Origin of the sequence: Rhizobium alarense, assembly GCF_021555155.1 — a bacterium.
Taxonomy (GTDB): domain Bacteria; phylum Pseudomonadota; class Alphaproteobacteria; order Rhizobiales; family Rhizobiaceae; genus Rhizobium_D; species Rhizobium_D alarense.
The window spans coordinates 9,768-27,764 of sequence record NZ_JAKGBU010000062.1 but is presented as its reverse complement, the minus strand read 5'-3'; the positions used below and the strand labels follow the sequence as shown (position 1 = coordinate 27,764).

18 protein-coding genes and 1 pseudogene are annotated in these 17,997 nt (G+C 66.9%); 14 read left to right on the top strand and 5 right to left on the bottom strand.

Going from position 1 to position 17,997, the window contains the following annotated elements:
• The 8 genes from LXM94_RS18295 to LXM94_RS18260 all read left to right on the top strand — a co-directional run.
• The coding region (locus LXM94_RS18295; protein ID WP_235772906.1) for an acyl-CoA dehydrogenase family protein at window positions 1-641 on the top strand (641 nt) is incomplete at its 5' end.
• A gap of 2 nt (window positions 642-643) precedes the next feature.
• Window positions 644-2,713 (top strand): acetate--CoA ligase family protein, encoded by a 2,070-nt coding sequence (locus LXM94_RS18290; RefSeq protein ID WP_235772905.1) that lies wholly within the window; start codon window positions 644-646, stop codon window positions 2,711-2,713.
• Window positions 2,714-2,717: 4 nt separating this feature from the next.
• On the top strand, window positions 2,718-3,500 hold the full coding sequence (locus LXM94_RS18285) for a carnitinyl-CoA dehydratase (protein WP_235772904.1): 783 nt from the start codon (window positions 2,718-2,720) through the stop codon (window positions 3,498-3,500).
• 276 nt (window positions 3,501-3,776) lie between these two features.
• Window positions 3,777-5,366: an ABC transporter substrate-binding protein gene (locus LXM94_RS18280; RefSeq protein ID WP_235772903.1), complete on the top strand. Its 1,590-nt coding sequence runs from the start codon at window positions 3,777-3,779 to the stop codon at window positions 5,364-5,366.
• The gene (locus LXM94_RS18275; RefSeq protein ID WP_408015663.1) at window positions 5,366-6,481 is read left to right on the top strand and encodes an ABC transporter permease; all 1,116 of its coding nucleotides are present in this window, start codon (window positions 5,366-5,368) and stop codon (window positions 6,479-6,481) included. The genes LXM94_RS18280 and LXM94_RS18275 overlap by 1 nt, the downstream gene beginning before the upstream one ends.
• Entirely contained in the window at window positions 6,478-7,305 is an 828-nt protein-coding gene (locus LXM94_RS18270) for an ABC transporter permease (RefSeq protein WP_235772902.1), read from the top strand. The genes LXM94_RS18275 and LXM94_RS18270 overlap by 4 nt, the downstream gene beginning before the upstream one ends.
• Entirely contained in the window at window positions 7,298-8,929 is a 1,632-nt protein-coding gene (locus tag LXM94_RS18265) for an ABC transporter ATP-binding protein (protein WP_235772901.1), read from the top strand. Before LXM94_RS18270 ends, LXM94_RS18265 begins: the two co-directional genes overlap by 8 nt.
• Window positions 8,930-9,056: 127 nt before the next feature.
• On the top strand, window positions 9,057-9,725 hold the full coding sequence (locus LXM94_RS18260) for a hypothetical protein (protein ID WP_235772900.1): 669 nt from the start codon (window positions 9,057-9,059) through the stop codon (window positions 9,723-9,725).
• A 46-nt stretch (window positions 9,726-9,771) separates the two neighbouring features.
• Here LXM94_RS18260 and LXM94_RS18255 read toward each other — a convergent pair whose 3' ends face one another.
• Window positions 9,772-10,113: a PAAR domain-containing protein gene (locus LXM94_RS18255; RefSeq protein ID WP_235772899.1), complete on the bottom strand. Its 342-nt coding sequence runs from the start codon at window positions 10,111-10,113 to the stop codon at window positions 9,772-9,774.
• A gap of 108 nt (window positions 10,114-10,221) precedes the next feature.
• Here LXM94_RS18255 and LXM94_RS18250 point away from each other — a divergent pair, with 108 nt between their 5' ends.
• Entirely contained in the window at window positions 10,222-12,222 is a 2,001-nt protein-coding gene (locus tag LXM94_RS18250) for a CocE/NonD family hydrolase (RefSeq protein ID WP_235772898.1), read from the top strand.
• A gap of 13 nt (window positions 12,223-12,235) precedes the next feature.
• Here the strand turns inward: LXM94_RS18250 and LXM94_RS18245 are convergent, their stop codons facing one another.
• A complete protein-coding gene (locus LXM94_RS18245; RefSeq protein ID WP_408015664.1) occupies window positions 12,236-12,520 on the bottom strand; it encodes an Atu4866 domain-containing protein in 285 nt (94 codons plus the stop codon).
• 205 nt (window positions 12,521-12,725) lie between these two features.
• Window positions 12,726-13,457: an SDR family oxidoreductase gene (locus LXM94_RS18240; protein WP_235772896.1), complete on the bottom strand. Its 732-nt coding sequence runs from the start codon at window positions 13,455-13,457 to the stop codon at window positions 12,726-12,728.
• Window positions 13,458-13,642: 185 nt separating this feature from the next.
• On the opposite strand from LXM94_RS18240, the gene LXM94_RS18235 reads away from it, so the two are divergent.
• The 5 genes and pseudogenes from LXM94_RS18235 (at window position 13,643) to LXM94_RS18215 (ending at window position 16,606) form a co-directional block, all read left to right on the top strand.
• Complete coding sequence (locus LXM94_RS18235) at window positions 13,643-14,542, top strand: AraC family transcriptional regulator (RefSeq protein ID WP_235772895.1); 900 nt, start codon at window positions 13,643-13,645, stop codon at window positions 14,540-14,542.
• A 308-nt stretch (window positions 14,543-14,850) separates the two neighbouring features.
• Window positions 14,851-15,198, top strand: a complete 348-nt coding sequence (locus LXM94_RS18230; RefSeq protein WP_235772894.1) for an ArsR/SmtB family transcription factor — start codon at window positions 14,851-14,853, stop codon at window positions 15,196-15,198.
• Window positions 15,199-15,259: 61 nt separating this feature from the next.
• Window positions 15,260-15,736 (top strand): SRPBCC domain-containing protein, encoded by a 477-nt coding sequence (locus LXM94_RS18225; protein ID WP_235772893.1) that lies wholly within the window; start codon window positions 15,260-15,262, stop codon window positions 15,734-15,736.
• Window positions 15,711-16,145, top strand: a pseudogene (locus LXM94_RS18220) (MFS transporter); the annotation flags it as partial. The gene LXM94_RS18225 and the pseudogene LXM94_RS18220, both read left to right, overlap by 26 nt.
• 41 nt (window positions 16,146-16,186) lie before the next feature.
• Entirely contained in the window at window positions 16,187-16,606 is a 420-nt protein-coding gene (locus LXM94_RS18215; RefSeq protein ID WP_235772892.1) for a GFA family protein, read from the top strand.
• 3 nt (window positions 16,607-16,609) lie between these two features.
• Here the strand turns inward: LXM94_RS18215 and LXM94_RS18210 are convergent, their stop codons facing one another.
• Complete coding sequence (locus LXM94_RS18210) at window positions 16,610-17,008, bottom strand: ACT domain-containing protein (protein ID WP_235772891.1); 399 nt, start codon at window positions 17,006-17,008, stop codon at window positions 16,610-16,612.
• Window position 17,009: 1 nt separating this feature from the next.
• Window positions 17,010-17,930: an alpha/beta hydrolase gene (locus tag LXM94_RS18205; RefSeq protein ID WP_235772890.1), complete on the bottom strand. Its 921-nt coding sequence runs from the start codon at window positions 17,928-17,930 to the stop codon at window positions 17,010-17,012.
• Between the last annotated feature and the right edge of the window lie 67 nt (window positions 17,931-17,997).

The following is a 17,997-nucleotide window of genomic DNA, read 5'->3' as shown; positions in this document are numbered from 1 at the left end:
AAGACACGCCGCGCGGCAAGAAGAAGCTCATCACCTGCTTCCTCGTCGATCGCGGCACGCCGGGTTTCGAGATCCGCGACGGCTACGAGTCGGTCTCGCATCGCGGCTACAAGAACTGCATCCTGAATTTCGACGACTGCCGGCTCTCCTCCGCCCAGATTCTCGGCGAACTGCACAAGGGTTTCGACATCGCCAACGACTGGCTCTATGCGACCCGCCTCACCGTCGCCGCCACCTCCGTCGGCCGCGCCCGGCGTGCCTTCGACTACGCGCTGAACTACGCCGCCGAGCGCAAACAGTTCGACAAGCCGATCGGCGCCAACCAGGGCGTCTCCTTCAAGCTCGCCGACATGATCACCGAGATCGACGCCGCCGACCTCCTGACGCTGTCGGCCGCCTGGCGCCTCGACCAGAAGCTGCCCTCGAACCGCGAGATCGCCTCCGCCAAGGTCTTCGCCACCGAAATGCTCGCCCGCGTCACCGACGAGGCGATCCAGATCTACGGCGGCATGGGCCTGATGGACGACCTGCCGCTCGCAAGATTCTGGCGCGATGCCCGTGTCGAGCGCATCTGGGACGGCACCTCGGAGATCCAGCGGCACATCATCAGCCGCGACCTGCTCCGGCCGCTGGGGGCGTGAGCATGGCAGGTGTCGCCGTGACCCGCTCCCTCGCCCGCCTCATCCGTCCCGGATCCATCGCCGTCTTCGGCGGCAAGGAGGCGCGGCGTGTCATCCACCAGTGCGACAAAATGGGCTTTGCCGGCGAGATCTGGCCGGTGCATCCGCGCGAGGCGGAAATCCTCGGGCGCAGATGCTACCGCTCCGTCGCCGATCTTCCCGGCGTACCGGACGCCTCCTTCGTCGGCGTCAACCGCCAGCTCACCATCGAGATCATCCGAGAGCTTGCGGCACGCGGTGCCGGCGGCGCGGTCTGCTACGCCTCCGGGTTCCGCGAGGCGGTCAGCGAAATGGCGGATGGCGACGATTTGCAGAAGGCACTGGTGGAAGCGGCAGGCGACATGCCGATCCTCGGGCCGAACTGCTACGGCTTCATCAACATGCTGGACGGTGCCCTGCTCTGGCCGGATCAGCACGGCATGCTCAGGATCGAAAAGGGTGTCGCGGTCCTGACACAGTCCTCCAACATCGCCTGCAACATCTCGATGCAGCAGCGCGGCCTGCCGCTCGCCTATATCCTGACCGCCGGCAACCAGGCGCAGACCGGCCTTGCCGATCTCGCCTGCGCGGTGCTCGAAGACCCGCGCGTCACCGCCGTCGGTCTGCATATCGAGGGTTTCGACAGCCTCGAATCCCTGGAGCGCCTGGCCTTCCGGTCGCGCGAACTGAAGAAGGCGGTGGTGACGCTGAAGGTCGGCAGGTCGGAGCAGGCACAGCTTGCCACCGTCTCGCACACGGCCTCGCTGGCCGGCAACGACAAGGTGTCCTCCGCGCTGCTCGCCCGCCTCGGCATCGGCCGGGTCGAGACGCTCCCCGAACTTCTCGAAACGCTGAAGCTGCTGCATGTCGCAGGGCCGCTGCCGAGCTACGAGATTTCCTCGATGAGCTGCTCGGGCGGCGAGGCGTCGCTGATGGCCGATGCCGGCGTGAAGCGCAAGGTCGTCTACCGCGCGCTGAAGGACCACCAGCGCCAGCCGCTACGCGACACGCTCGGCCAGATGGTGACGATCTCCAATCCGCTCGACTACCACACGTTCGTCTGGGGCAACCGCGAGAAGCAGACCGACGCCTTCACGACGATGATGACGGGTGGCTATGCGCTGAACCTCGTCGTGCTCGACTTCCCGCGGCTCGACCGCTGCGACGCCACCGACTGGACCACCACCTGCCACGCGGTCATCGACGCCGCGAAGACAACCGGAGCAAACGCCGGCATCGTCGCCAGCATGGGCGAAAACATGCCGGAGGCGACCGCCGGGATGCTGATGCAGAACGGCGTCGTGCCTTTTTACGGGATCGAGGAGGCGCTGGCTGCCGCCGAAGCCGCCGCCGGCATCGGCGAAGCCTGGGGCAAGCCCCCGCCCGCCCCGTTGCTGAAGATCGCCGCCAATGAAGGCGAAGCCACGACGCTGAGCGAACACGAGGCCAAACAGGCGCTCGCCGTCCATGGCCTGCCGGTACCAAGAGGCCTGACAGCCGAGACGGCGGAGGCGGCGGCCGCAGCGGCCGGCGCGCTCGGCTTTCCCGTCGTGCTCAAGGGCCTCGGCATTGCGCACAAGACCGAGGCCGGCGCCGTCGAGCTCAATCTCCAGGACGCTCAGGCCGTGCTCGACGCAGCGACGGCGATGGCCGGCATCACCTCCGGCTTCCTCGTGGAGAAGATGATAGGAAAGCCCGTTGCCGAACTCATCGTCGGCGCCATGCGCGACCCGGTCGCCGGTCCCGTCCTGACCGTCGGCGCCGGCGGAATTCTGGTCGAATTGCTGGAGGATTCGGCGATTCTCACCCTCCCGACCGACGAAAACACCATCCGTGAAGCAATTGCCGGCCTCAAGGTCGCGAAACTGCTCGGCGGCTATCGCGGCGGCCCGAAGGGCGATTTCGCGGCCCTCGTCGCCGCCGTCGCATCAACGGCATCCTATGTCGTTTCAAACGCTTCAATTGTCGACGAAGTGGACGTTAATCCGATCATGGTGCTGCCGGAAGGCGACGGTGTCGTCGCGGCCGATGCCCTGATCCGTCTGAGGAAGTGAACCGATGTCCGGACCGATCATCCAACGCCGCGAAGGCGCCATCCTGGAGGTCACCATCGACCGGCCCAAGGCGAATGCCATCGATCTGGCGACCAGCCGCATCATGGGTGAGATCTTCCGCGATTTCCGCGACGACGACGGCCTCCGCGTCGCGATCATCACCGGTGCCGGGGGAAAATTCTTCTGTCCGGGTTGGGACCTCAAGGCGGCGGCGGCGGGCGACGCGGTCGACGGCGATTACGGCATCGGCGGTTTCGGCGGCATGCAGGAACTGCGCGACCTCAACAAGCCGATCATCGCCGCCGTCAACGGCATCTGCTGCGGCGGCGGCCTCGAGATCGCGCTCTCCACCGACCTGATCCTGGCCGCCGAGCATGCGAGCTTCGCGCTGCCGGAGATCCGGTCCGGAACCGTTGCCGACGCCGCCTCGATCAAGCTGCCGAAGCGCATCCCCTACCACATTGCGATGGACATGCTCTTGACCGGCCGCTGGCTCGATGCCGCCGAGGCGCACCGCTGGGGCTTCGTCAACGAGGTCCTGCCGGCGAGCAAGCTGATGGAGCGGGCCTGGGACCTCGCCCGCCTGCTCGAAAGCGGCCCGCCGCTCGTCTATGCCGCCATCAAGGAGGTTGTGCGGGCCGCGGAGGGCGAGGCGTTCCAGACGACGATGAACCGGGTTACGCGGCGCCAGTTGAAGACCGTCGACGTGCTCTATTCGAGCGAGGACCAGCTCGAGGGAGCGCGCGCCTTCGCCGAAAAGCGCGACCCGGTCTGGAAGGGGCGTTGATCTGCCATTTTTCCGGCGGTGACGTGTGCATACCTCCATAAGGCATCCTTATGGAAAGAATAGATAGATTAGGGCGTTACATGCGTTCCTTATAGATATAGCTTATTGACAATCGCCGGCTCGACGGCCGGGACTGGAGGCGAGAAAAGAGACGAGACCGTGAACCGCCGCCGGCAGAAATGCCGAACGGGAGATTGCCATCGAGGCCAAAACCAGAAATTCTGCCAATCACAACGACAATTGCCCGGCACAGGGCCAGACAAAGGGAACAGGGGAATGACTGACTACACCAAATACCTCACCAGCCAGGTTACGCTTGGCCGCATGAACCGCCGCGAATTCATCGGCCGCGCCGCGGCCTTCGGCGTCACGCTTGCCGCCGCCGGCACGATGTTCGACACCGCCGCCAGGGCCCAGGAACCGAAACGCGGCGGCCACCTCAAGCTCGGCCTCGAAGGCGGCTCCGCAACCGACTCGAAAGACCCGGCGAAGTTCCTGTCGCAGGTCATGTTCTGCATCGGCCGCTGCTGGGGCGACATGCTCGTCGAATCCGAGCCGCTGACAGGCCAGCCGGTCCCGGCACTCGCCGAATCCTGGGAACCGTCCGCCGACGCCTCGACCTGGACCTTCACCATCCGCAAGGGCGTCAAGTTCCACGACGGCAAGGAACTGACCGTCGACGACGTCATCAAGACCCTGCAGCGCCACACCGACGAGAAGTCGGAATCGGGCGCGCTCGGCGTCATGAAGTCGATCAAGGAGATCAAGGCCGACGGCGACAAGCTCGTGCTCGTCCTGACCGAAGGCAACGCCGACCTGCCGCTGCTGCTCACCGACTACCACCTCGTCATCCAGCCGAACGGCGGCTATGACGATCCCGGCGCCTCGATCGGCACCGGCCCCTACAAGATGACGAGCTTCGAGGCCGGCGTGCGCGCCACCTTCGAGAAGAACGCCGACGACTGGCGCACCGATCGCGGCTTCGTCGACTCCATCGAAATCATCAACATGAACGACGCGACGGCCCGCATCGCCGCGCTCTCCTCCGGCCAGGTGCACTATATCAACCGCGTCGACCCGAAGACCGTCGACCTCCTGAAGCGCGCGCCGACCATCGAGATCCTGAACACCTCCGGCCGCGGCCACTACGTCTTCATCATGCACTGCAACACGGCACCGTTCGACAACAACGACCTGCGCATGGCGCTGAAATATGCCATGGACCGCGAGACCATGGTGCAGAAAATCCTCGGCGGCTACGGCAAGGTCGGCAACGACTTCCCGATCAACGAGACCTATGCGCTCTTCCCGGAAGGCATCGAGCAGCGCGCCTACGATCCCGACAAGGCGGCCTTCCACTACAAGAAGTCCGGCCACAGCGGCTCCGTCCTGTTGCGCACCTCCGACGTCGCCTTCCCGGGCGCGGTCGATGCGGCCGTTCTCTACCAGGAGAGCGCCAAGAAGGCCGGCATCGAGATCGAGGTCAAGCGCGAGCCCGGCGACGGCTACTGGTCGAACGTCTGGAACGTCCAGCCCTTCTCCACCTCCTACTGGGGCGGCCGCCCGACGCAGGACCAGATGTATTCGACGGCCTATCTTTCGACCGCCGACTGGAACGACACCCGCTTCCTGCGCGAGGACTTCGACAAGATGGTGCTCGCCGCCCGCTCGGAACTCGACGAGGCCAAGCGCAAGGACATGTACCGCACCATGGCCATGATGGTGCGGGACGAAGGCGGCCTGATCCTGCCGATGTTCAACGACTTCGTGAACGCTGCCTCCAAGCAGGTGAAGGGCTACGTGCACGACATCGGCAACGACATGTCGAACGGCTACGTCGCGACGCGTGTCTGGCTCGACGCCTGATGAGCGGCGGCGGACCGGCGCACGGTCCGGAGCTGACAGCAACGACGGCTGCGGGCGAAGCCCCGCAGCCTGTCGGCGTTGCCGGGTCGGTTGCGTCCACGGGAACAGGTCCCCTGCTCGGCGGCGGCGCGCCGACGTTCTGGGCGAAATTCAGCAAGAGCAGCCCGCTCGCTGCCCTCATCCTCCAGCGGCTGGGCTTGAGCGTCGCCCTGCTCTTCGCCGTGTCCCTGATGATCTTCGGGGGCGTGGAAGCCTTGCCCGGCGATTTTGCCACCACCTATCTCGGCCAGTCGGCGACGCCGCAGGCCGTCGAGAACATCCGCAAGGATCTCGGGCTCGACAGGCCCGCCACCACCCGGTACGTCGCGTGGCTGGGCGGCGCGCTGAAGGGCGACTTCGGCACCTCCTGGGCGTCGAGGAACTCGGTCAGCGAGCAGATCGGCAAGCGTCTCGGCAACTCGCTGTTCCTTGCCTTCTTCGCGGCGGCGATTTCGGTGCCGCTCGCCGTCGGCCTCGGCATGCTCGCGGTGCAGTACCGCAACCGGATGCCCGACAAGATCATCAACGTGATCTCGCTCGCGGCGATCTCGCTGCCGGAGTTCTTCGTCGGTTACCTGCTGATCCTGTTCTTCGCCGTGCAGCTCGGCATCGCCACCTTCCCGGCAACGGTCTATGACTCCATGTCGATCGGCGAACGCCTCTCCGCCATCGCCCTGCCGACGGCAACGCTGGTGCTCGTGGTCCTCGCCCACATGATGCGCATGACGCGGGCGGCGATCCTCAATGTCATGTCGTCGGCCTATGTGGAAACCGCGGAGCTCAAGGGGCTGAGCGGCCTTCGCATCATCGCCAAGCATGCGGCGCCCAACGCCGTTGCACCGGTCATCAACGTCATCGCGCTCAACCTCGCCTATCTCGTCGTCGGCGTCGTCGTGGTCGAGGTCGTCTTCGTCTATCCGGGCATGGGCCAGTACATGGTCGACGCCGTGACGGTGCGCGACATGCCGGTGGTGCAGGCCTGCGGCCTCATCTTCGCGGCCTTCTACATCTTCCTGAACATGTTCGCCGACATTCTCGCCATCATCGCCAACCCCAGACTGAGGCATCCGCGATGAGATTGAACACCATTCCCATCAGCGCGTGGATCGGCATGGCGGGCATCGCCATCGCGATCGTCTGCGCCCTCTTCGCTCCGCTCATCGCGCCCTATGGCGAAAGCGAAATCGTCGGCAGCATCTGGCAGCCGATGGGCGGCGACTACCTGTTCGGCACCGACAATCTCGGCCGCGACCTCTTCTCGCGGCTGATCTACGGCGCCCGCACCACCATCTTCGTGGCGCTGGCGGCGACCGTGATCTCCTTCTCGCTCGGCATGCTTCTGTCCTTCACCGCAGCCGTCACCGGCGGGCTCATCGACCAGATCTTCTCGCGCCTCAACGACCTCATGATGGCGATCCCGACGCTGATCTTCGCCCTCGTCGTGCTGGCCGTGCTGCCGCAGCAGCTCTGGATCCTCATCCTCGTCATGGCGGTTCTGGACAGTACCCGTGTCTACCGTATCGGCCGGGCCGTCGCACTCGATGTGGCGGTCATGGAATTCGTCGAAGCGGCGCGGCTTCGCGGCGAAGGCACCGGCTGGATCATCTTCCGCGAGATCCTGCCCAACACGCTCTCGCCGCTGCTCGCGGAGTTCGGCCTGCGCTTCGCCTTCTCGATCCTGTTCCTCTCCACGCTCTCCTTCCTCGGCCTCGGCATCCAGCCGCCGGCCGCGGACTGGGGCGGCATGGTCAAGGACAACAAGGACGGCATCATCTTCGGCATTTCCGCGGCGCTCATTCCGGGCGGCGCGATCGCGGGGCTGGCGATCTGCGTCAACCTTGTCGTCGACTGGCTGATGAAACGCACCTCGAGCCTCAAGGGAGGGCGCGGCGATGCCTGATCTTCTTTCCGTCAGGAACCTCAAGATCGAGGCGACGAGCTACCCGCCCGGCGAGCCGCCGCGGACCGTGACGCTCGTCGAAGGCGTCTCCTTCGATGTCGAGAAGGGCAAGGTCCTGGGCCTCATCGGCGAGTCCGGTGCCGGCAAGTCGACAATCGGCCTCACCGCGCTCGCCTATGGCCGTGGCGGGGTGCGCATCACCGGCGGCGAGGTCAAGCTCAATGGCGAAGACCTCCTCAAGCTCGGCCATTCCGGCATCCGCAAGGTGCGCGGCGCGAAGGTGTGCTACGTCGCGCAGTCGGCAGCCGCCGCCTTCAACCCGGCCCACCGGCTCGGCGAGCAGGTGATCGAGGCGTCGCTGAAGCACGGCATCATGAGCCGGGCGGAAGCGGAAAAACGCGCGAACTACCTGTTCAAGGTGCTCGGCCTGCCCAACCCCGACACCTTCGGCCAGCGCTATCCGCACCAGGTTTCGGGCGGCCAGCTCCAGCGCGCGATGACCGCCATGGCGCTCTGCCCCAATCCCGAACTCATCGTCTTCGACGAGCCGACGACGGCGCTCGACGTGACGACGCAGATCGACGTGCTGGCGGCGATCAAGCATGCGATCGAGGAGACGCATACGGCGGCGCTCTACATCACGCACGATCTCGCCGTCGTCGCGCAGATCACCGACGACATCCTCGTTCTGCGCCACGGCAAGATGGTGGAATACGGCTCGGTGAAGCAGATCATCGAGGAGCCGCGGGAGGAGTATACCCGCGCGCTCGTCAATGTGCGCGGCACGAAACGCGAGGAGGCCGCCGACCAGTCGGACACGCTCCTCAAGGTCGACAACGTGACGGCCGGCTATTCCAACGGCTTCAAGGTGCTGCAGGACGTCTCGCTGCACCTGCCGAAGGGCCAGACGCTCGCCATCGTCGGCGAGTCCGGCTCCGGCAAGTCGACGCTCGCCCGCGTCATCACCGGCCTCTTGCCGCCGCAGGAGGGCACGATCGCCTTCGACGGCTCAGTTCTGCCGAAGGCGCTGAGGGGCCGGACCAACGACCAGCTTCGCCGCATCCAGATGATCTACCAGATGGCCGACACGGCGATGAACCCGCGCCAGACGGTGCGCGACATCGTCGGCCGGCCGCTTACCTTCTACTACGGCATGCGCGGCCAGAAGAAGACGGAGCGGGTGAAGGAACTGCTGGAGCAGATCGAGATGGGCGGCCGCTTCGCCGACCGCTATCCGGCCGAGCTCTCCGGCGGCCAGAAGCAGCGCGTGGCGATCGCGCGGGCACTTGCGGCGAAGCCGGAGCTCATCCTCTGCGACGAGCCGACCTCCGCCCTTGATCCGCTCGTCGCCGAAGGCATCCTGAAGCTCTTGCTGAAGCTGCAGGACGAGACGCATGTCTCCTACATGTTCATCACCCACGACATCGCGATCGTGCGCGCCATCGCCGACAGCGTGGCCGTGATGCACAAGGGACGCCTCGTGCGTTTCGGGCCTAAATCGAAGGTTCTCTCGCCGCCCTTCGACGACTACACCGACCTCCTCTTGAAATCCGTTCCGGAAATGGAGATCGGCTGGCTGGAAAAGGTGCTGACGACCCGGCGCATGGAAAGCGCGGGGAATTGAAGGTAGCCGGCAATTGCCGGCTGCGCCTGCTGTAATCGCTTCGTAAGACCTTTCTGATAGAGCGGGTCGAGCCCCGAAACCGGGCATCGAATGCTTGTTCGCGCGACGATGCGCGACGAAAGGGATCATGACCGCGATCACCGCCGCCTTTTCCATCCCGGCGTCCACGGCGCAGCGCGGATTTTCCGCGTTGACCGGATCGGCCGCGGCGACCGCACCCGCCGGCGTGTCGAGCGGCGGCGCGGAACCGACCGCGGCCGACGAAGCGCTCGAGGCGCTCCGCGGCTTCGAGGAGGAAGCGGCCGCGACGCGCAAGGAGATCGCCCGCCAGAAGCTGGAGCGCGCCCGCGAGAACATGACGATCCTGCGCCAGTTCGGCCTCTCCTCGGATTTCGTCGCCCGCCGGGCCGCCGAGATCGGCAAGGACCTGAGCGCCGCGGCCTCGGACTTCGCCGCGGCGATGGGATCGGCGCCGCCTGCCGTCGAGGCGCCAATGCCGGCGCCGAGCGGAGACACGACGGACACCGCCGCCGTGACGCCCCTGCCGTCGGCCTATCGCGAGATCCTCGAAACGATGCCGTCGTCTGCCGCGCTCTCTGCTGCGCTCTCCGGCGAGGACAGCGAGACGATCGACCAGTTCCGCTCCGCGCTCTTCGAGGTGCAGGCCGTGCTCGACTGGTCGCTCGACGACGCGCGGCGCGAGGACGACGATCCCGTACGCGACCTGACCGGCCGGCGCGTGCTCGCCGGCATCGACGGCGCCGTGCAGGCATTGGCGCGCGTCGATGGCCCATGACCTGCCCCGGCCGGCGCAATCCTGACCTGAATCCGGCCTTCAGCCGTCAGTTCTGCGTGCAGTTGACGTCGCCGAGGCGGCTTGCGGCACCGTCCTCCGCCATCACGCTGTCCTCGCCGCGTGCCGTGCAGTTGCCCTTCTCGCCGACGCCGGAGCGAAACTTCACCATGGGCTGCCCCTCGATCATGATGGAGGGTACGATCTCGTAAAGTTCCGGCGGGCAGTTGACGACGTCCGAGAGCCTCAAGGCGGGCGCCCCGCCGATCATCACGCTGGTGGCGCCGGACAGCGCGCAGGCCGGAATCGGCGCCGCCGTCTCGGTCGCGCCGGCCGGCGCTATTTGCAGGGCGAACAGCGCTGCCGCGATTGCAACAGTTTTCTTGCGCATCTTCGACTATCCTCCGCTCGACTCGCCGGCCGTTCACGCGGCCCGGTCACGCGGTGCCGCCCGGCGGCGACCTTACAGCAATCACGTCCAGGCAACACGGAAATTCCCATGACCGGCCGCACCTTCACTGTCATCGAGAACGAATGGATCACCCTTGCCGACGGCACGCGGCTCGCGGCCCGCATCTGGATGCCGGACGATGCCGACAACGATCCCGTGCCGGCGGTCTTCGAGTTCCTGCCCTATCGCAAGCGGGACGGGACGAGCCCGCGCGACGAATCGACCTACCCGGTCTTCGCGGCCGCCGGCATCGCCGGCGTGCGCGTCGATATCCGCGGTTCGGGCGAATCCGACGGCGTCATCGACGGCGAATACACGCCGCTCGAACTCGCCAATGCCTGTGAACTGATCGCGTGGATCGCCGTGCAGAAATGGTCGAACGGCAATGTGGGCATGATGGGGATCTCCTGGGGCGGTTTCAACTGCCTGCAGGTCGCCGCACTGAAGCCGCCGGCGCTCAAGGCCGTCATCTCCATCGCCTCCACCGTCGACCGCTACAATGACGACATCCACTACAAGAACGGCTGTCACCTCTCGGCGCAGCTTTCCTGGGCGGCCACCATGCTCGCCTACCAGTCCCGCTCGCCCGACCCGGCGATCGTCGGCGACACCTGGCGGCAGATGTGGCTGGAACGGCTGGCGCTCGAACCGTTCTTCCTCGAGGAATGGCTCCAGCACCAGCGCCGCGACGCCTTTTGGAAACACGGCTCGATCTGCGAGACCTTCGACGATTTTCCGGTACCGGCCCTCGTCATCGCCGGCTGGGCGGACGGCTATCGCAACACGCCGGTCAAGGCGGTGGAAGGGCTCGGCGCGAGGGCGAAGGCGCTGATCGGCCCCTGGATCCACAAATATCCGCATTTCGCCTGGCCGAAGCCGCGGATGGATTTCCACGCCGAGGCGATCGCCTGGTGGAACCGTTGGCTGCGCGGCGAGGAAAACGGCGTCGAGAACGGGCCGCAGATGCGCGCCTATATCCAGGACGGTGCGAAACCGTCCACCTGGCGGGCGCAGGACCCGGGCTTCTGGATCGCCAAGCCGGAATGGACGAAACCGGAGATGGAGTGCTTCTATGTGGAGCAATACGGCGAACTGACACCCGGCATGCCGATCGCCGGCGCGAAGGACCACGACCGCTACCTGCGCTCGCCGCTCGATACCGGCGTCATGGCCGGCGAATGGTTCACGCTGAAACCGGACGCGGAAATGGCGCTCGACCAGCGTGCCGACGACGCGGGCTCGCTCGTGCTGGAGACGGCGCCGCTCAGGGAGGCGCAGGACTATCTCGGCCAGCCGGTGCTCGATATCGAGGTCGCCTGCGACGCCGACTGGGCAAACCTCTGCGCCCGCATCGTCGACGTGCATCCAGACGGCACGGCGACGCGCGTCACCTTCGGCGTGTTGAACCTTGCCCATCGCGGCGGCAATGCGGAGCCGCAGCCGATGCAGCATGGCGTCAAGACGCGGGTGCGGCTGGTGCTCGACGCCATGGGCTACCGCTTCCGCGCCGGCCACCGCATCCGCCTGTCGCTCTCCACCGCCTACTGGCCGATGATCCTGCCGCCGCCCTTCGATCCCGGCCTCACCATCGACCTCGCCTCGCTCGGCCTGGCGCTGCCGAAGCTTGGGCGCCACGAGGTCATCGCCGTTCCGGAGCCGGCGAACCCGGACCCGCTGCCGAAATATCGGGAACTCGCGCCGGCCGAAACCGCCCGCGGCGTCGAGCGGGATCTGACGAACGGGCTTACCGAATATTCGATCTACGAGGATACCGGGCTCTGCGAGCACCCCGGCACCGGCCTCGCCACGCGGCAGTTGCGCGACGAGACCTGGTCGATCGCCGGTGGCGACCCGCTGTCGATGACCGGCACGGCGACATGGACCTGCGACATGCAGCGCGAGGGCTGGTTCGTGCGCACGCTTTCGACGGCGACCATCAGCTGCACCGCAACGGACTGGCTGGTCTGCGCCCATGTCCGCGCCTTCGAGGGCGAGACGCAGATCTTCGAGAAGCATTTCGAGAAGGCGGTGCCGCGCGACTTCATGTGAGGGCCACCGCCTCTCATTCCGCAGGCTTCACGCGGTCGCGATAGAGGATCATGCCGCCGTGGTGGAGCACGCCGTCGATGAATTCGCCGTCGGCGGTGAACCCGGTATCGTCCCAGTATTCGATGTGGTTGCCGCGCACCTCGTAGCGCCCCTGATAGGCGCTCTCACGCGCTCCCCGCGCCTCGTCGTAGCGCCCGTTCGGCAGCAGGGTGTGGCGGATACGGCCATCCGCGGTGATCCACATCCCGACATAGGGATGGTTCCGGTCGGGCTGCGCGGCGGCCTGCTCTGCGTTCATCTGTGCATGACCTCTCTGTCCGGACACAAGGATCGCCGCCAGCACGACGGCAGCAAGGACGGAAGGAACGCTCATGCCGGGCTCCTACTGCGGGGCGCTCGGCGAGGAGCTCCGACAGCACCTGCGACGCGGAGATGGCGCGCGGAAGCCTGCCGGGATGGTGACCGTGTCGACGATCTCCTTCAACTCCTCCTCCGAGACACCCTCAGCGGCTGGCCGTGGGACGGACGACGATCTCGCTGGTATCGACGTCGGCGGGCTGTTCGATGACATGGCGGATCGCCCTGGCGATCGCCTCCGGTTTCAGCGCGATGGCGCGGTAGGCAACCATCGCCTCGGCCGCCGCCAGATCGGTGATCGTGTCGGCGAGCTCGGATTCGACGACGCCCGGATAGACGCAGGTCACACGGATGCGGTCGTTTTCCTGCCTGAGCCCATCGGAGATCGCCCGCACCGCATATTTCGTCGCGCAATAGACGGCGGCGGTCGGCACCACCCCGAGACCGCCGATCGACGAAACGTTGATGACCTGCCCCTCTCCTTGCGCGTTCATGATCGGCAGCACCGCCGCGATGCCGTGAAGGACGCCGCGGATGTTGACGTCGATCATCCGGTCCCATTCGTCGACCTTCAGCGCGTTCATCGCCGAAAGCGGCATGACGCCGGCATTGTTGACGATCACGTCGATGCGTCCGTAGATCTCCATGGCGACCTGCGCGAAGGCTTCGACATCGGCGCGGTCCGTCACGTCGAGCGCACGGATGGCGACCGTGCCGCCCTTTCCCTCGACTTCCGCCCGGAGATCCTCCAGGCGATCGGTGCGGCGGGCGCCGATCAGAAGCCGCGTGCCGGCCGGGGCGAGCTCGCGCACGAGGCCGGCGCCGATGCCGCTGCTCGCCCCGGTGATCAGGACGACTTTGTCGCGAATGCTGGTCATGTTTCGATCCTTTCGTTTTCGGGCCCTTCGTTTTCGGACGGCCGGCAGGGCAACCGCCCTGCACCGCGACAATGACGGCGGACGACCCGCAGGCGGTAGAACGGAGTTCCGGAATTCTTGCACGATCCTCCGAAACGCCGGCCGCGCGCCTTGGCAACGGGCGGCATTTCAACGATGTTCGCAGCATGGAAAAACTCGCTGAGCTCAACGCCCTGATCGCGCATCATGCGCCGGCGGACGGCACCCGCCAGACCGCCCTGCCGGCCCTGTCGTTCATCCGATCCAACGCGGTCTCGGAACCGCTCCACACGCTCTACGATCCTTCCTTCTGCCTCGTCGCCGGGGGACGGAAACGCGCCCGCATCGGCGAGCGCGAATTCGTCTACGACGCCGGCAGCTCGCTCGTCGTCGGCATCGACCTGCCGGTGATCGGCGTGGTGACAGAAGCCAGGCCGGACGCCCCCTATCTCTGCCTCAAGCTCAGCCTCGACCGGGCGGCGCTCGCCGATCTGCTGCTTGAACTCGACGCCGACGGCCACGCCTCGCCTCCTCTCCCGGCATCGGGCTCCGCTGCGGGTATCGTCAAGGCCTCCGGCGCGCTCGTCGACGCCTGCGTTCGGCTCGTCCACCTGCTCGATGCACCGCACGACATCGCCGTGCTCGCACCGCTCATCGAGCGCGAAATTCTCTACCGCCTGATCACCGGATCGCAGGGTGCGATCCTGCGGCAGATCGCCAACGGCGAAAGCAGGCTCGGCCGGATCGGCCGCGCGATCGACCACCTGCGGCGAAACTACGGGGAGCCGCTGCCGATCGAGGCCCTCGCCGGCATCGCCGGCATGAGCCCTTCCTCCTTCCATGAGCATTTTCGTGCGGCGACGGGGATGAGCCCGCTGCAGTTCCGCACCCGCATCCGCATGCACGAGGCGCGGCGGCTGATGGTGATGGAGGGCCTGACCGCGGCGGAGGCCGGCTTCCGCGTCGGTTACGAAAGCCCCTCGCAGTTCAGCCGCGACCACGTCCGCATCTACAGCAACCCGCCGCGCAAGGATCTCGCCCGCATGCAGGCGGAAGCAGCACTCTGAGGCGCGTCGGGAACGCAAGGCAGAGCCGCGCCGCCAAGTGCACCACGCGGGCGAACGCCACGCCGACCGCCACATTCATCCGCCACGGCCGCCCCTGACGGACTTCTGGCGGACCGGCTGCTGCTGCCGCCAACCTGCGCGACCTGCCGATGTCTGCGCCGCGCCGCTTCTCAACTCGCCGTCGGCTTCCCGAGCCCGGTCCGTTGCCGCTACTGTCCGCCATTCCTGAAATCCGCAGCCTCCCCCTTGACCGGAGCAGGCTCGCAATGTATTTAGCCATCAAGTTAATTAACCGATTAGGTAAATACATGCAGGTCGATCCGCTCAGCACCACCTTCTCCGCCCTCGCCGACCCGACCCGCCGCGCCATTCTCGCGCGGCTCTCGCAGGGGGAAGCGACGGTGAACGAGCTGGCCGAGCCGTTTTCGATCAGTCTGCCCGCCATCTCCAAGCACCTGAAGGTGCTGGAGGGCGCCGGCCTCATCAGCCGCGGACGCGCCGCCCAGTGGCGCCCGTGCCGGCTGGAGGCCGCGCCGCTCAAGGAGGTGGACGGCTGGATGACGAATTATCGCCGCTTCTGGGAGGCAAGCTTCGACCGGCTCGATGTCTACCTCAAGGAACTGCAGCAGGGCGGCGACCCGACGAAACGGAACTGACGCGGCTGCCGAACCCTGCCGGGCCGGCACCGGAAACGAAGTTTGACCGAGGAGCAAGGCAATGACCATGCAGCACCGCATGCCCGAAAACCAGGCGCTCGAACTCTATATCGAGCATGTCTTCGACGCACCGGTCGCGCTGGTCTTTCGCGCCTGGACGTCGCCGGAGCAGCTCGCCCGCTGGTGGGGACCGAAGGATTTCACACCTCACTCGATCCGCATGGACTTCCGGCCGGGCGGCGCCTGGTCGGCGGCGATCCGCTCGCCCGGGGGCCAGGACCACGCGATGTCCGGCGTCTACCGGGAGATCGTCGAAAACGAGTGGCTCGTCTTCACCTTCGCCTGGAACGACGAAGCAAGCCCGATCCGCGAGACCCTGGTGACGGTGACCTTCGAGAGCCTGTCCGCGTCCAGGACGCGGATCGGCTTCCGCCAGAGCCCCTTCGAGACCGTCGACGAGCGCGACGGCCACGAGGGCGGCTGGAGCGAGTGCCTCGACAGGCTCGACGCCTATCTCACGGGTGACCCGCGTGTCTGATACCGTTTCCGCCCGGGCGACGCGGCGCGAATGGATCGGCCTTGCCGTCATCGCGCTTGCCTGCCTTCTCTATTCGATGGACCTGACGGTCCTGAACCTCGCCGTGCCGGCGATCTCGGAAGACCTGAAACCATCTGCCTCACAGCTGCTGTGGATCGTCGACATCTACGGCTTCATGGTGGCGGGCTCGCTCATCACCATGGGCACGCTCGGCGACCGGATCGGCCGGCGCCGCATCCTGATGATCGGTTCGGCCGCCTTCGGCCTCGCCTCCGTCTTCGCAGCCTTCGCCTGGAGCGCCGAGAGCCTCATCCTGGCCCGTGCCGTCCTCGGGGTCGCGGCCGCCTGCGTCGGCATCGCGCTCTCGACCGCGGTCATCGCCGCCACATTGCTGCGCCGGCATTCACCCGCGCCGGCCGCCACCCCTGCCCTCGCCGAAAGGACGTGACGATGCGCAAGCGCTACCACGGACGCTGCCACTGCGGCGCCGTCACCTTCGAATGCACGCTCGACCTCGCCGAGGGGCTCCGCGTCTGCAACTGCTCCTTCTGCCGCCGCACCCGCATGCTGAAGACCTTCACGCCGCGCGAGGAGATGACGATCCTGACCGGCATGGACCGGCTGGTGAGCTACCGGGCCGACGGTTCGGGCTGGCCGGAGGGCGATGTCGACCATTATTTCTGCGGCCGCTGCGGCATCCGCCCCTTCTCGCGCGGTTATCTCGAGGATTTCATGGGGCACTTCTACTGCGTCAACGCCGCCTGCCTCGACGACGTGCCGGATGCGGACTTCGTCGCCGCGCCGGTGATCTACGAGAACGGCCGCGACGACGATTTCTTCAATCCGCCGGCCGAGACCCGCCACCTCTGATCGTCAGGCGGCAAGCGCCTCGAGTGCTGCGAGCGCCCGTTCGCCATCCGCCGCCGGCACGAAGACATGGTCGTGGTGATAGGCCGCGACCACATTGGCGCTGATGCCGTCGCGGGCGAGCGCCGTGGCGATGGCCGCGGTGAGGCCGACAGCCTCCAGGGCGGAATGGACCGTCAAGGTGATCAGGCTGAGCGCCGCGCTGCCCGAAAGGCCGTTTGCCTGCGCGACGGCCATGGGCAGGATCAGCGTCAGCCCCTCCTCCTCCCGGAACGTGCCGAGCGGGTCGAGGTCGAGCCAGGGCCTGAGATCGCCGTCCGGCACGGTGCAGAAGACGAACTCGCCCTGTGCGAGCACCGGGCGCATCTCCTTGAGGAGCCGGTCAAGATCGCAGATGCCGTCCATGTCATGCCTCCCGGTGCGCGAAGTCGCGGACGGCGGCGCAGATGCGGGCGAAGCCCTCGCGCGCGCCGTCGCTCATCCTGCGCGCCCGCAGCCAGGCATGGATCATCTGCGGCTCCTCGCGAAAGGTGACCTCGACGCCGGCCGCCGCAAGCCGCCCCGCATAGTGGCGCGAATCGTCGCGCAGCGGATCGAACCGCGCGGCCGTGACATAGGCCGGCGGCAGGCCGGCGAAATCCGCGGCGAGAAGCGGATAGGCATGGGGATGGCCGTCCGGCGCGGCATAGACGCGGCGGTAATAGGCGACATCCTCGGTCGACAGGCCTGGCGCCTTCGCCATCTCGCGATAGGACCCGGACACGAGGTCGCCGCCGAGGCCGGGATAGATCAGCACCTGCCCCGCGATGCCGGCGACGCCCTCGTCGCGCGCCGCAAGCGTGATGCCGGCCGCGAGATTGCCGCCGGCGCTGTCGCCGATCACCACGACCGGCCCCGCCCCGCGCAGCAGATAGGCGAGCACCTCCCGGCAGTCCTCGAAGGCCGCCGGCCAGACATGCTCCGGCGAGAGCCGGTAGTCGACGGAGACGAGCTCCGCCCCGGCGGCGGCGGCGATCTCGGCCGAGATCGAGTGGTGGCTGTCGAGCGAGCCGACGACGAAGCCGCCGCCATGGATGTAGAAGAGCCGCGTCGCCGTCGTCACCTCCGCCGGGCGATAGCGCCTTATCGGCACGCGCCCCGCCACAAGCCCGTCGGCAACCGTCATGCCGTCGGGCAGCGGCGCATCGAACGCGGCGCAGAGCGCATCGTACCAGCCGCGCTGCTCCCCGATCGTCGCCGCCACCGCATCGGCCGGATAGAAGGCTTCGCAGCGGGTATGAAAGGCGAGGATGCCCGGTTCGCTGGGGGATGGCGTCGCGTGCGTCATAAAAGTCTCCGGACAGACAGGAAGGCATCGGGGCCGGCGGCGTTCGGACGGCTCCGCCCGCGCGCCG

What these genes read in the sequence shown, in the direction of transcription:
- LXM94_RS18290 (WP_235772905.1), top strand. Translation starts at nt 644, where the DNA reads ATGGCAGGTGTCGCCGTGACCCGCTCCCTCGCCCGCCTCATCCGTCCC.
- LXM94_RS18285 (WP_235772904.1), top strand. Translation starts at nt 2,718, where the DNA reads ATGTCCGGACCGATCATCCAACGCCGCGAAGGCGCCATCCTGGAGGTC.
- LXM94_RS18280 (WP_235772903.1), top strand. Translation starts at nt 3,777, where the DNA reads ATGACTGACTACACCAAATACCTCACCAGCCAGGTTACGCTTGGCCGC.
- LXM94_RS18275 (WP_408015663.1), top strand. Translation starts at nt 5,366, where the DNA reads ATGAGCGGCGGCGGACCGGCGCACGGTCCGGAGCTGACAGCAACGACG.
- LXM94_RS18270 (WP_235772902.1), top strand. Translation starts at nt 6,478, where the DNA reads ATGAGATTGAACACCATTCCCATCAGCGCGTGGATCGGCATGGCGGGC.
- LXM94_RS18265 (WP_235772901.1), top strand. Translation starts at nt 7,298, where the DNA reads ATGCCTGATCTTCTTTCCGTCAGGAACCTCAAGATCGAGGCGACGAGC.
- LXM94_RS18260 (WP_235772900.1), top strand. Translation starts at nt 9,057, where the DNA reads ATGACCGCGATCACCGCCGCCTTTTCCATCCCGGCGTCCACGGCGCAG.
- LXM94_RS18255 (WP_235772899.1), bottom strand. Translation starts at nt 10,113, where the DNA reads ATGCGCAAGAAAACTGTTGCAATCGCGGCAGCGCTGTTCGCCCTGCAA.
- LXM94_RS18250 (WP_235772898.1), top strand. Translation starts at nt 10,222, where the DNA reads ATGACCGGCCGCACCTTCACTGTCATCGAGAACGAATGGATCACCCTT.
- LXM94_RS18245 (WP_408015664.1), bottom strand. Translation starts at nt 12,520, where the DNA reads ATGAACGCAGAGCAGGCCGCCGCGCAGCCCGACCGGAACCATCCCTAT.
- LXM94_RS18240 (WP_235772896.1), bottom strand. Translation starts at nt 13,457, where the DNA reads ATGACCAGCATTCGCGACAAAGTCGTCCTGATCACCGGGGCGAGCAGC.
- LXM94_RS18235 (WP_235772895.1), top strand. Translation starts at nt 13,643, where the DNA reads ATGGAAAAACTCGCTGAGCTCAACGCCCTGATCGCGCATCATGCGCCG.
- LXM94_RS18230 (WP_235772894.1), top strand. Translation starts at nt 14,851, where the DNA reads ATGCAGGTCGATCCGCTCAGCACCACCTTCTCCGCCCTCGCCGACCCG.
- LXM94_RS18225 (WP_235772893.1), top strand. Translation starts at nt 15,260, where the DNA reads ATGACCATGCAGCACCGCATGCCCGAAAACCAGGCGCTCGAACTCTAT.
- LXM94_RS18215 (WP_235772892.1), top strand. Translation starts at nt 16,187, where the DNA reads ATGCGCAAGCGCTACCACGGACGCTGCCACTGCGGCGCCGTCACCTTC.
- LXM94_RS18210 (WP_235772891.1), bottom strand. Translation starts at nt 17,008, where the DNA reads ATGGACGGCATCTGCGATCTTGACCGGCTCCTCAAGGAGATGCGCCCG.
- LXM94_RS18205 (WP_235772890.1), bottom strand. Translation starts at nt 17,930, where the DNA reads ATGACGCACGCGACGCCATCCCCCAGCGAACCGGGCATCCTCGCCTTT.